Here is a 12,185-nt window from a genome sequence, read left to right on the forward strand (position 1 = left end):
CGGGAACCAGTCCTCGCGCGAGGCGATCATCGGCACGAACAGCGCCATCGCCCGCGGCGGGTCGATCTGCGCCAGCGCGCGCGCGGCGCACAGCGACACGATCGGGCTGGGGTTCTCGAGGAAGCCGGACAGCTCGTCGAACAGCCGCGGGTCGCGCAGGTGGCCGAGGGCGATGATCGCCATCGCGCGGTCGTGGTAGCGTCCATCGAGTTGCCGGCGCGCGGCCTCGACCAGTCCGACCCGCTCGCCCAGCGCCGCCAGCCGGCGCGAATCGGCCTCGGGCAGCGATTCATGGATCGTGTTCCACGCCTCGATGAACCCGTGCGCCTGGCGCGCGTCGAGCCGGCGCAACGGCGGGGAGGCGCCGGCCAGCTCCTGATTCAGTACCTGCATCCAGTGCTCGCGCTCGCGGAAATCGCGCTTTTCCCGCCGCAACGCGCGCATCCTCAGCAGCACGACCCCGGCCAGCAGCAGACAGGACATCGTGATGGTCAGCACCGCAACCCAGAATGCAATCACCACTACCGGCGAACCGTGCAAAAGACTGTCCATGTTCTTCTCCCTGTCACAGAAGCGGCATCCATGTCCGCGTTGGAATATCTCTAGGCTAATACCGGCAAAAAGATGCAAAGTTTTTGTGACTTGAGTCACAATAATCACACATGCTCACCAACGTGCAACTGCATCGGGAGTGGGAAGATGAAGAAATCGTTAAGAAACAAGGTGCTGATCCTCGGCGCATGCCTGGCGCTGCTCGGCGGTGCCGCCGGCGTCTGGGTCCTGCTGCACCCGGCCAGCTTCGTGGTGCAGCCGTGGCGCGCCCAGCAATCGGTGACCGGTGCGCGCTTCGTGTTCGGTCCCTACCCGGTGGATGCGGACATGCACCGGCTCAAGGCCGAGGGCATCACCACCATCATCAGCCTGCTCAACCCGCAACTGCCCTACGAGGCGGCGTTGCTCGACGATGAAAAGGAACGTGCCGCGCGCCTGGGCATGCGGGTACTCAATTTCCCGATGGGCAGCATCCTCGGGCAGCGCTTCGGCGCCGACTACGAACGCAATTCGCGCGCCGCGGCCGACGCCGCCATCGCCAGCCCGGGCACGGTCTACATCCACTGCTATCTGGGACTGCACCGCGCCGCCAGCGTGCGCGATTACCTGGAGCAGCACGCCGGCCAGGCCGCCACCAGCGAGTTCGACGGCTCGCTCGAACACGGGCGCAGCGATCGACAGCTGGCCAACGAACGCGCCCAGGGCCTGTACGAGCAGGACGACTATGCGGGCGCCCTGCGCGAACTGGCCACCGTGCAGCCGATGGACTATGCCGCGTACGTGCTCACCGGCTGGGTCCAGCTGCGCCGCGGCGAGAACGTGCTGGCGCGCGATGCGTTCCGGCGGGCCACGCTGATGCCCGATCCCAAGGCCGACGCCTGGGGTGGCCTGGGCTTCGCGCTGCTGCGCCTGGACGACCTGGAGGGCGCGTCCACCGCGTTCGAGCAGGCGCTCAGGCTCTCGCCCGACGACAACGACGCGATGCAGGGCATGGCCCAGGTGCTCTACCGGCAGGACCGGACGGAGCAGGCGCGCGCCCTGCTCGAGCGGCTGCACGCCCAGGCCCCGGACAACGCCGAGGTCAACGCGCTGCTGGAGCGGCTGAAGCAACCGGCGGACGCTTCCCGCTAGGCCGGGCGGGGAGCCGACAACGGGCGGCGGCATCGGCTAGGCTGCACCTTTCCCGGAAGGAGCAGCCCATGTCGACCGCTTACTGGTGTGTGTTGATCGCCGCGATCCTGCCTTACGTCTGGGTGGCGGTGGCCAAGATGCGGCCCGGCTACAACAACCGCAATCCACGCGCCTGGGTCGCCAAAAGCGACAACTACCTCGTGCAGCGCGCCAACGGCGCGCACCTGAACGCGTTCGAGAACTTCGCCCCGTTCGCCGCCGGCGTGATCCTGGCGCAGCTGGCCGGCGTGGACCCGGCGACGGTCAATCCGCTGGCCATCGCCTTCGTGGTGTTCCGCGTCCTGCATGGCGTGCTCTATGTTGGCGACAAGCCGTTGCCGCGCAGCCTGGCGTGGCTGGGCGGCTTCGCCTGCAGCGTGGCGCTGATCGTGCTGGCCGCGCTGGCCGCCGGCCGCTGATCCAGCGGCGCTTGCCGGCCACCGGCAGAGGCATCCAGCGCCGCCGCGGAAGGCCGCTTTGCCGGCTCGCGGCTGGGCGCACGCGCGGCGGCTTGCCGGATCAGTCGCGCCGCGGGTCCAGCGCGTCCTGGTCCCAGCCCAGCAGCGCGAACGCCTTGCGGAACTCCGCGTCCAGCGGCGCGCTCACCTCGATGCGGCGCCCGTCCTGCGGGTGCGGGAACGACAGCCGCTGCGCGTGCAGCAGCATACGGTGCACGCCGTGCATGCGGAACGTGCGGTTGTGGCGGCCGTCGCCGTGGCTGGTGTCGCCGATCAGGTGGTGGAACACGTGTTTCAGGTGGCGGCGGATCTGGCGGAAGCGCCCGGTCCGCGGCTGGCAGCGCAGCAGCGCGTAGCGCGAGGTCGGGAAGCCGTTGGACGGCACCGGCAACTCGCCGGTCAGCAGTTTCTGGAAGTGGGTGACGGCCGGCTTCTTCAGCGGCTTGCCGGGGCCGCCGTCGAGGTCGTGGTCGACGCTGAAGGCGTCCTCCGCCGGCCAGCCGCGGCACACGGCCAGGTAGTGCTTGCCGACGTCGCCGCCCATCAGCGTCTTGCCCAGCGCACTGGCGGTGTCGCGGTCGAAGGCCAGCAGCAGGCAGCCGCTGGTGGCACGGTCCAGGCGATGGATCAGGAAGATCGGCCGGCCCAGCTGTTCGCGCAGGCGGTCGGCGAGGAAGTCGTCCTCGCCGCGCGCCAGCTTGCTGTCGTGGACCATCAGCCCGGCCGGCTTGTCGACCACCGCCAGCCAGTCGTCGGCATACAGCACCGGCAACGTCCGGTCGGGCAGCGATGGCGTGGTGTCGTGGTCCATGGTTCGGCATACCTGCTCGGGCACGCCGTGCGCGCCCGGTTCGTGGAAGCCCCGTTGCAGCGGAGCGGGGAAGACGCCGGGCGTCAGGACTTCATCGGCGCGACGGTGATGCCCATGCGCAGCATCAGCTGCGCGACCTGCAGGGTGTCCAGCCGCGCACCTTCCAGGTCGACCACGCGCAGGTCCAGGTCGCCCAGTTCCGAGGCGGTCAGGTCGCAGTGGGTGAAGTCGGCCGAGCACCAGTCCAGCGCCGAGAAATCCCCGCCGGACAGGTCCGAGCCGCTGAAGCTCGCACCGGCGACGTTGGCGCCGGTCCAGCGGTTGTCCGGCAGCGCGCACTTCTCCAGCGTCACCCCGGAAAAATCGGCATAGGCAAGATTGGACTGGCGGATCACCGCGCTGCAGAACCAGCTGCGCGCGGTGATCTGGTTCATGAAGCTGGCCCTGGAGAAATCCGCGCCCTGCGCCCGGCATTCCACGATCTCCAGCCCGAGCGCCTTGGCGAAGGCGAAACCGCACAGGCTCAGGTCGCACTGGTGGAAACGGGCTTCCTTGAGCTGGGCGCCGTTGAAGCGGCAACCGGCCTGGGTGTCCGCATCGTAGAAAACGCAGTTCACGAACGTCGTGCCGGTCAGGTCGGCACCGGAGAAATCGCAGTTGCGGAAATGCGTGCTGGCAACCGTGGCACCGGTGAAGCGGTCCCGGTCGATGCGCGCGTTGCTGACGACCGTGGCTGCCGTGGCGGCGCCGGCGCTCATCGCCGCAGCCATGCCGAGGCCAGCGCCAGCGCACCCACGCCGCCGCTGATCCACGACCACAGCGGCACCGTGGCCCACTGCGGGCCGCCGGCATGCAGGCCGTGCAGCAGCGCCGCCACCACCAGCAGGCCGGCACCGGCCACCGCGGTGACCACGCGCCGCTGCATGCGCTGCAGGGTGTGGTCGAGGTTGACGATGTCGCGCGAGCGCATCGACAAGGCATGCTGGCCCTCGACCTGCTGGCGCAGCCAGGCATGCACCAGCACCGGCATGTCCGGGGTGCGGGTCATGATCTCCGGCAACCGGCGGCGCAGCTCCCGCAGCGCGCGGCGCGGGCTGTAGCGCTCGCGCAGGATGCGCTCGAGCACCGGCCGGGCCACCGCCCAGATGTCGATCTGCGGGTCGAGCTGGCGGCCCACGCCCTCGATGTTGAGCAGGGTCTTCTGCAGCAGGATCAGCTGCGGCTGCAGGGTCAGCTGGTAGCGCTGCGCGGTGCGGAACAGCTTGAGCAGCACTTCGGCCAGCGAGATCTGCGACAGCGGGCGGGTGAAGTACGGCTCGCACACCGCGCGCACCGCCGCCTCCAGGTCGTCGATGCGCACGGTGGCCGGCATCCAGCGCGCCTGCACGTGCAGTTCGGCGATGCGCCGGTAGTCGCGGTTGAAGATGGCCATGAAGTTCTCGGCCAGGTAGTACTGGTCCTCTTCCGAGAGCTGGCCCATGATGCCGAAATCCAGCGCGATGAAGCGCGGGTTGTCGCGCCGCGCCGGGTCGGTATCGACCCAGATGTTGCCGGCGTGCGCGTCGGCATGGAAGAAGTTGTCGCGGAACACCTGCGTGTAGAACACGCGCACGCCCTTGGCGGCCAGCGCGCTGCGGTCGATGCCGGCCGCGTCCAGCGCGGCGATGTCGTCCGAGGGAATGCCCCAGACCCGCTCCAGGGTCAGCGCGCGCTCGGCGGTGTGGCTCCAGATCACCTCGGGCACGTACAGGTCGTCCGAGTCCTGCCAGAAGCGGCGCAGCACGCTGGCGTTGGCGCCCTCGCGCTGCAGGTCCAGCTCCGCGGCCAAGGTGGTTTCGATTTCCGCCACCACCTCGCGCGGGCGGATCTTGTCCGCACGCGGGTGGGTGCGCTCGACCAGCGCGGCCAGCGAACGCAGCAGCGCGATGTCGGCGTCGATCTGCCGTTCGATGTCCGGGCGCAGCACCTTGACCACCACCTGGCGGCCGCCGGCCAGGGTGGCCGCGTGCACCTGCGCAATCGAGGCCGACGCCAGCGGCACGGTGTCGAAGCTGGCGAACGCCTCGGCAACCGGCCGGCCCAGCGCCTGCTCGACGATCTGCCGCGCGCGCTCGCCGTCAAACGGCTGCACCCGGTCCTGCAACAGGGTGAGTTCGACCGCCACGTCCGGCGGCACCAGATCACGGCGGGTGGACAGGATCTGCCCGAACTTGACGAAGATCGGCCCCAGCTCCTGCAGCGCCAGGCGCAGGCGCGCGCCGCGCGGCAACGAGGCGATGTCGCCGCGCGCGCGCGGCACGAATGGCCTGGCGATGCGCAGCCAGCGTTCGGCCGGGGTACCGTCGAACAGGTCGTCGAGCCGGTAGCGCAGCATCACCCGGCCGATGCGGCTGGCGCGGAACATCGCGCGGGTCGCCTTCATGCCCGGCCCCCGCTGCGCAGCCTGGCCACGCGCGCGGCCAGGCGTTCGACGTCGTCGCGGATCGCATCGACGTCATCGTGGAAGGCATCCAGTTCGGCCCGCGGCACCACGTCGCGCGATTCCTCGGTCACGTATTCGGCCGCGGTCCGGGCCAGGTCGGTGGCGCTGCGACGGGCCTGCGCCAGCGCCGCGCGCAGGGTCTGCGCCACCTGTGCCCCCAGCACCTCGCCGAACACCGCCACGAACGGCTGCTGCCAGTCCGGATCAAAACGCGTGGCCAGCTGCTGCAGGCGCCGCGCCAGTTCGGCGTCGCCGGATACCTTCACCCGCCCGGCCGGTGCCGCGCCGGCGCTGCGCCGCGCGTTGGCCAGCAGCGGCAGCTGCGCCAACACCCCGCCCAGGGTGCTGCGCACGGCCAGGTCCGGCTCCTGCGCGGCGTTCACCGGGCCGACCGTCAGGCGCTGCCCGGCCACCCCGATCTGCAGTGCCAGCGCGGGCGACTCCAGGGTCAGGGCGATGCGCCGGCCGTCCAGAGGCGCCAGCGCGGCGCGGGTATCGGGGTCCAGTGCCAGCGCACGGTTGAGCGCCGTTTCCAGCGCGCGGCCGGCCAGCGGCTTGATGAACTTGAAGGGGGATGCAGGCATGCGCGGCATTCTACCGAAGCGGGAACGCGGGAATGGCGAACGCGGACTGCCCGGTCGCGGCGGATGGGGGGGTGCCGCGCACCGGGGCGGGCAGGTGAACGCGCCGGGCACCGGCGAGCCCGTCCGCGCCTTTGCCTGTTCCCCATTCCCGGCCATTCCCCCATGCTATGCACACCCGCATCAGTGCAATCGGCAGGAGCAACAGGCAATGGGCAAGACCCGGGTCGGCATCATCTTCGGCGGTCGTTCGGCCGAACACGAGGTCTCGCTGCAGTCGGCGAAGAACATCCTCGACGCGCTGGACAAGGAGCGCTTCGACGTCAGCCTGATCGGCATCGACAAGCAGGGCCACTGGCACCTGAGCGACCCGCAGCAGTTCCTGCTCAACCCCGGCGACCCGGCGAAGATCGCGCTGAACCGCTCCGGCAACGCGCTGGCGGTGCTGCCCGGCCGCGAGCAGGCGCAGCTGGTGCCCAGCGACCCGGCCACGGCGCTGGCGCAGATCGACGTGGTGTTCCCGATCGTGCACGGCACGCTGGGCGAGGATGGCTCGCTGCAGGGCCTGCTGCGCATGGCCAACCTGCCCTTCGTCGGCTCCGGCGTGCTCGGCTCGGCGGTGGCGATGGACAAGGACGTGGCCAAGCGCCTGCTGCGCGATGCCGGCCTGCCGGTGGCGCCGTTCGTGTGCTTCAGCCGCGCCACCGCGGCCAGCGCCGACTACGACACGCTGGTCGCGCGGCTGGGCACCCCGCTGTTCGTCAAACCGGCCAACCAGGGTTCGTCGGTGGGCGTGAGCAAGGTGCGCGATGCCGGCGAGTTCGCCCGTGCGATGGCGCTGGCGCTGTCCTTCGACCACAAGGTACTGGTGGAATCGGCCATCGTCGGCCGCGAGATCGAGTGCGCGGTGCTCGGCAACGACCACCCCGAGGCCAGCGTCTGCGGCGAGGTGGTGGTGCACGACGACTTCTACGCCTACGACACCAAGTACATCAGCGCCAACGGCGCCGAGACGGTGATCCCGGCCGACATCCCGGCCGAAGCGCAGGAACGCATCCGCGCCATCGCCATCCGTGCCTACCAGGCGCTGGACTGCGCCGGCATGGCCCGGGTGGACGTGTTCCTGACCCCGGCCGGCGAGGTGGTCATCAACGAGATCAACACCCTGCCCGGCTTCACCCGCATCAGCATGTATCCCAAGCTGTGGGGCGCAAGCGGGCTGGACTACACCGCGCTGATCACCCGCCTGGTGGAGCTGGCGCTGGAGCGCCACGCCGCCGACAAGGCGCTGCGCAGCTCGATCACTGGCGCCTGATGATGGCCGCCCGCGCCGCCGGCCATCGCGCGCCGCGGGCCTGACCGGGAGCCGTTGCGCGCATGGCCGCCCGGCCCCCACGCCCATTGCCGCGCATCCCGGCCATGGTCTGGGCGTTGGGCCTGGTCAGCCTGCTGACCGACATCTCCTCGGAGATGATCCACAGCCTGCTGCCGATGTTCATGGTCGGCACGCTCGGCCTCACGGCGCTGGCGGTCGGCCTGATTGAAGGGCTGGCCGAGGCCACCGCGCTGATCGTCAAGGTGTTCTCCGGCGTGCTCAGCGACTGGCTGGGCAGGCGCAAGGCGCTGGCGCTGCTGGGCTATGCGCTGGGCGCTCTCAGCAAACCGCTGTTCGCCCTCGCCCCCGGCGCCGGGCTCATCGTGGCCGCGCGCCTCACCGACCGGGTCGGCAAGGGCATCCGCGGTGCACCGCGCGATGCGCTGATCGCCGACATCACCCCGGCCGCGATCCGCGGCGCCGCGTTCGGGCTGCGGCAGTCGCTCGACACCGTCGGTGCGTTCGTCGGGCCGTTGCTGGCGGTGGGACTGATGCTGCTGTGGGCCAACGATTTCCGCGCGGTGTTCTGGGTGGCGGTGATTCCCGGGCTGCTCGCGGTGGCGGTGCTGGCGCTGGGCGTGCGCGAGCCGCCGCGCCAGGACGGCGTGCGGCGCGGCAATCCGATCCGCCGCGACAATCTGCGCCGGTTGCACGGGACGTACTGGTGGGTGGTGGCACTGGGCGCGGTCTTCACCCTGGCCCGTTTCAGCGAAGCGTTCCTGGTGCTGCGCGCCCAACAGGTGGGCATCGCGGTGGCGCTGGTGCCGCTGGTGATGGTGGCGATGAACCTGGTCTATGCCGCCAGCGCCTACCCGTTCGGCAGGCTTTCCGACCGGCTGAGCCATGTCCACCTGCTGGGCGGGGGCCTGGCCGTGCTCATCGTGTCCGACGTGCTGCTGGCGACGGCGCGGCACTGGGGCATGGTGATGGCCGGCGTCGCGCTGTGGGGCATCCACATGGGCATGACCCAGGGGCTGTTGTCGGTGATGGTCGCCAACACCGCGCCGGCCGACCTGCGCGGGACCGCCTACGGCATGTTCAACCTGGTCAGCGGCGTCGCCCTGCTCGCGGCCAGCCTCATCGCCGGCGCGCTGTGGGATGCCTGGGGGCCGTCGGCGACCTTCTGGGCCGGGGGCGTGTTCGCGGCCCTGTGCCTGGCCGGGCTGCCCGTCCTCCAGCGCATGCTGCCGCAGGAAACTGGCCCCACGCCCTGAGCGGGGGCCATCCCTGCGCCTGCGGGGTCATCCCTTTTTGCGGAACAGCGAGATCACCGCCAGGATCAGGAACACCACGAACAGGATCCAGGCGATGTTGCTGGCGGCACCGGCAATGCCGGAAAAACCCAGCAGCGCGGCGATGATGGCGATGACGAAGAACACGACGGCGTAGTGGAGCATCAGCATCTCCCTTTGTGTGAGAACCCGGGCTCCATCCTCGGCAAAGCGCGGTGGCGGCACGGTGACGGGGACGTGATCGCCAGATGATGGGCGCCGGCGCGCCTCAGCCGGCCGCCCGTACGCTGTCGCGCAGCCGGCGCAGGCCCTCCTCGATCGATACCCGCGGCACGTAACCGAAATCGCGGCGCGCCGGTTCCATCGAATACCAGTGCGGCGTGCACAGCTGTTCGGCGAGGAAGCGCGTCATCGGCGGCTCTCCGCGCAGGCGCAGCAGCGGCCACAGTTTTTCGCAGACCGCACCGATGCGGTAGGCCGCCTTGAACGAGATCGACTTCTCCACCGGCGGCGCGCCCATCGCCGCGAGTAGCTTGTTGAGCAGCTCGCGCATCGGCAACGGCTCGCCGTTGGAGATGAAATAGGCCTTGCCGGCGCAGGCCGCGCCCGCCACCAGGTGGTCGAAGGCGTCGAAGTGCGCCTGCGCGGCGTTGTCGATGTAGGTGGTGTCGACTTTGTTCAGGCCGTCGCCGACGAAGCGCAGGCGTCCGGCGCGGGCGCGCTCGGCCAGGCGCGGCACCAGCTGGTTGTCGCCCGGGCCCCAGATCAACCGCGGGCGCAATGCCACGGTCGCCAGCTCCGGGCCGTTGGCGGCCAGCACTTCCTGTTCGGCGATGGCCTTGGTGGCCGCATACGGTGCCTGGAAATCCTCGCCGTAGGGCACCTGGTCCGCGCCCAGCCCCTCCACCGGATGGGTGGCGCGGTGGGTCACGCTCGGCGTGGAGGTGTACACCAGCCGGCCGATGCCATGCGCGCGGCAGGCATCGAGGACGTTGCGGGTACCCACCACGTTGGCCTGGAAGTAACTGTCGTAGCTGCCCCACGCGCCGGCCTTGGCGGCGTTGTGGAACACCGCATCCACGCCCGCGGCGGCATGGCGCACGGCGCTGGCATCGGCCAGGTCGCCGCGGATCTGGCCCACCCCCAGCGTGGCCAGCGCCGGGTAATGGCCGCGGTTGAAGCTGAGCACCTCGTGTCCGCGCTCGACCAGCCCGCGGCACAGCGCCTGCCCGAGGAAACCGCCGCCACCGGTGACCAGGATCTTCATGCGTGTTCCTTCAGTTGCGTGGCGGCCCAGGCGGCGAGTTTCTCGCGGCCGATCTTGGCGTTGTGGCGGATATCGACCGGGAACCCGGCATGGCGCAGGAAATGGCCGATGCCAGCCAGGTGCGGGTGGCGTGCGGCCAGTGTGCGCAGCTGTGGCTCGACCGTGGCCGCATCGGCGCCGGGCAGCAGTTCATAGCACAGCACCGGCAACTGTCTGCCGAACTCGCCGACGCCGACCAGCGCGGTGCGGCGCACGCCGGGTACGGTGTTGAACACCGGCTCGGCCTGTTCGGTGTACAGCGGCCCGGTGGCGGTTTCCACGCGCTGGGTCTTGCGCCCGCAGAACCACAGCCGGCCGTGGTCGTCGAACCAGCCGACATCGCCCATGCGGTGCACGATGCGTTCGCCGCCATCGCCCAGCACCTCGCGGATCTTGGCCGCGGCGGTGGCCTGCGGGCGGTTGTAGTAGCTGTCGGTGGTGGTGGGGCCGGCGACGGTGATCTCGCCCACCTGCCCGGCGGGCAGTTCGCGTACGCCGCTCCAGTCGGGGATCGGCGCGTCGTCGATGGCGATGATGCGCACCACGTTCGGCGCCACCACGCGGCCGACGCAGGTGCCGGCGCCGGCTTCGGTCGCCTCGCGGGTGTCCTCCAGCTCGCGGCCTTCGATGACCGCCACCGGCAGGCATTCGGTGGCGCCGTAGGGCGTCCAGAACTGCGCGTGCGCCGGCAGCAGTCCGCGCATCCTGGCCACGATCTGCGGGGGTACCGGCGCGCCGGCCGAGGTCACCCGGGTCACCGTCGGCAGCGGCTGGCCGTGCTCGGCCAGCACCCGCATCAGCGCCGGCGAGCCGAACAGCTGGGTCACGCCGAAGCGGGCGATGGCGTCGTGCAGCCGGCGCGGGTCGGCGCTGCCCGGCCGGGTCGGGTCCATGTCCGGAATCACGCTGGTCAGCCCCAGCGCCGGGTCGAACAACGCGAACGGCGGGAAGGTCGGCAGATCCACGCCGCCGGCCTCGATGCCGAAGGCATTGCGCAGCAGTTCCACCTGGCCCAGGAAATGGCGGTGGCGGTAGACCACGCCCTTGGGCACCCCCGTCGAACCGCTGGTGAACAGGATCGCGGCGACGTCGTCGGGCGCGGTGTCGGCCAGCTGGCTGCCGGCACCGGCGCCGGCCGCCTCGATCTTCGCCAGGGTGGTGCCACCCCAGCCCCAGCGGCTGCCGACCGTGACCAGCCGGGTGGCCGATTTCGCCCAGCCCAGCAGCAGCCGCGCCACGTGCGCCAGGCCGATGCCGACGAAGGCCTGCGGCTGCGCCTCGTCCAGGCACTGGCGCAGCGCGCGGCGGTCGATGCCGGGGTCGACCAGCACCGGCACCGCGCCGATCTTGAACAGGGCGAACATCAGCAGGAAGAACGCCGGCCCCGGGCGCACCATCACCACCGTGCGCACGCCACGGCCGATGCCATGGGCGGCCAGGCCGGCGGCGATGGCGTCGCTGCGGGCATCCAGGGTGCGGTAGTCCAGGGCCACGTCGTAGGCGGCCATGCCGCCGGCGCCGGGCCGGCCGGGGCAGCGGATGGCGATCTGGTCGGGCCGTTCGCGCGCCAGTTGCGGCAGGCGCGCGGCGATGTTGCACGGTTCGTTCATCTTCCTATTGTCGCCGCTGAAGAAAATTCTTGCGCGTGGCCCGGCCGCGTGGAAAATTTTCCACCTCCTCCCGCCCGCACCGCCGCCCGAAGGCCGGCCGCCATGCTCCATCCCTGCCTCACCTGCGGCGCCTGCTGCACCCAGTACCGCGTCGCCTTCCACTGGATGGAATCGGACGAGGTCACCGAAGGCGGCGTGCCGCACCAGCTGACCGAACGCCTGGATGCGCACCGGCTGTGTATGCGCGGCACCTATTCGGACCCGATCCGCTGCGTGGCGCTGGATTCGGAGATCGGCGTGTATTCGCGCTGCAGCATCCACCCCAACCGCCCCAGCGTATGCCGCGAGGTCGATGCCTCGTGGGAATACGGCAAGGCCAGTTCGCAGTGCGACCGCGCGCGCATCGCCCATGGCATGGCGCCGCTGACCCTGGCCGACTGGCGCTGGCGCGACGACGCCGACAACGACGACCATCCGGACGACAGCGGCAACAGCCCGTCCTCGCCACGCGCGGCTTGAGCGCGGATTCGCGCTGCGCCACCCCACGGTTTGCATTGCAAACCGCGGGCCCCGGCTCACCCTTTTCCAGATCCCCCGCGCCTGTCGGC

At 70.6% G+C, this 12,185-nt stretch carries 12 protein-coding genes and 1 pseudogene; 5 read left to right on the plus strand and 8 right to left on the minus strand.

Annotated features, from left to right (window positions below; translation table 11 throughout):
- Positions 1-6 precede the first annotated feature (6 nt).
- Positions 7-183, minus strand: a pseudogene (locus B1L07_14980) (hypothetical protein).
- A gap of 540 nt (positions 184-723) precedes the next feature.
- Between B1L07_14980 and B1L07_14985 the strand changes: the two are divergent.
- A complete protein-coding gene (locus B1L07_14985) occupies positions 724-1,683 on the plus strand; it encodes a hypothetical protein (protein AUZ56174.1) in 960 nt (319 codons plus the stop codon).
- 68 nt (positions 1,684-1,751) lie between these two features.
- Positions 1,752-2,141 carry a hypothetical protein gene (locus tag B1L07_14990; protein AUZ56175.1) on the plus strand — a complete coding sequence of 130 codons (390 nt, stop codon included), beginning with the start codon at positions 1,752-1,754 and terminating at the stop codon, positions 2,139-2,141.
- Between the two features lie 100 nt (positions 2,142-2,241).
- Here B1L07_14990 and B1L07_14995 read toward each other — a convergent pair whose 3' ends face one another.
- The 4 genes from B1L07_14995 to B1L07_15010 form a co-directional block, all read right to left on the minus strand.
- The gene (locus B1L07_14995; protein ID AUZ56176.1) at positions 2,242-2,991 is read right to left on the minus strand and encodes a pseudouridylate synthase; all 750 of its coding nucleotides are present in this window, start codon (positions 2,989-2,991) and stop codon (positions 2,242-2,244) included.
- 83 nt (positions 2,992-3,074) lie between these two features.
- Positions 3,075-3,749 (minus strand): fluoroquinolone resistance protein, encoded by a 675-nt coding sequence (locus B1L07_15000; GenBank protein AUZ56177.1) that lies wholly within the window; start codon positions 3,747-3,749, stop codon positions 3,075-3,077.
- The gene (locus B1L07_15005) at positions 3,746-5,413 is read right to left on the minus strand and encodes a ubiquinone biosynthesis regulatory protein kinase UbiB (GenBank protein ID AUZ56178.1); all 1,668 of its coding nucleotides are present in this window, start codon (positions 5,411-5,413) and stop codon (positions 3,746-3,748) included. The genes B1L07_15000 and B1L07_15005 overlap by 4 nt, the downstream gene beginning before the upstream one ends.
- On the minus strand, positions 5,410-6,057 hold the full coding sequence (locus tag B1L07_15010; protein AUZ56631.1) for an SCP2 domain-containing protein: 648 nt from the start codon (positions 6,055-6,057) through the stop codon (positions 5,410-5,412). Before B1L07_15010 ends, B1L07_15005 begins: the two co-directional genes overlap by 4 nt.
- A 208-nt stretch (positions 6,058-6,265) precedes the next feature.
- Here B1L07_15010 and B1L07_15015 point away from each other — a divergent pair, with 208 nt between their 5' ends.
- Positions 6,266-7,369, plus strand: coding sequence for a D-alanine--D-alanine ligase A (locus B1L07_15015; protein ID AUZ56179.1), 1,104 nt, complete (start codon positions 6,266-6,268; stop codon positions 7,367-7,369).
- A gap of 62 nt (positions 7,370-7,431) precedes the next feature.
- Positions 7,432-8,643, plus strand: a complete 1,212-nt coding sequence (locus B1L07_15020) for an MFS transporter (protein ID AUZ56180.1) — start codon at positions 7,432-7,434, stop codon at positions 8,641-8,643.
- 27 nt (positions 8,644-8,670) lie between these two features.
- Here B1L07_15020 and B1L07_15025 read toward each other — a convergent pair whose 3' ends face one another.
- The 3 genes from B1L07_15025 to B1L07_15035 form a co-directional block, all read right to left on the minus strand.
- The gene (locus B1L07_15025; protein AUZ56632.1) at positions 8,671-8,826 is read right to left on the minus strand and encodes a DUF1328 domain-containing protein; all 156 of its coding nucleotides are present in this window, start codon (positions 8,824-8,826) and stop codon (positions 8,671-8,673) included.
- 103 nt (positions 8,827-8,929) lie between these two features.
- Positions 8,930-9,928, minus strand: a complete 999-nt coding sequence (locus B1L07_15030) for a 3-beta hydroxysteroid dehydrogenase (GenBank protein AUZ56181.1) — start codon at positions 9,926-9,928, stop codon at positions 8,930-8,932.
- The gene (locus tag B1L07_15035; protein ID AUZ56182.1) at positions 9,925-11,577 is read right to left on the minus strand and encodes a peptide synthase; all 1,653 of its coding nucleotides are present in this window, start codon (positions 11,575-11,577) and stop codon (positions 9,925-9,927) included. Before B1L07_15035 ends, B1L07_15030 begins: the two co-directional genes overlap by 4 nt.
- Positions 11,578-11,679: 102 nt before the next feature.
- On the opposite strand from B1L07_15035, the gene B1L07_15040 reads away from it, so the two are divergent.
- Complete coding sequence (locus B1L07_15040) at positions 11,680-12,096, plus strand: zinc/iron-chelating domain-containing protein (GenBank protein AUZ56183.1); 417 nt, start codon at positions 11,680-11,682, stop codon at positions 12,094-12,096.
- The last annotated feature ends 89 nt before the right edge of the window (positions 12,097-12,185 follow it).

Origin of the sequence: Stenotrophomonas acidaminiphila (genome assembly GCA_002951995.1) — a bacterium.
Taxonomy (GTDB): Bacteria; Pseudomonadota; Gammaproteobacteria; order Xanthomonadales; family Xanthomonadaceae; genus Stenotrophomonas; species Stenotrophomonas acidaminiphila_A.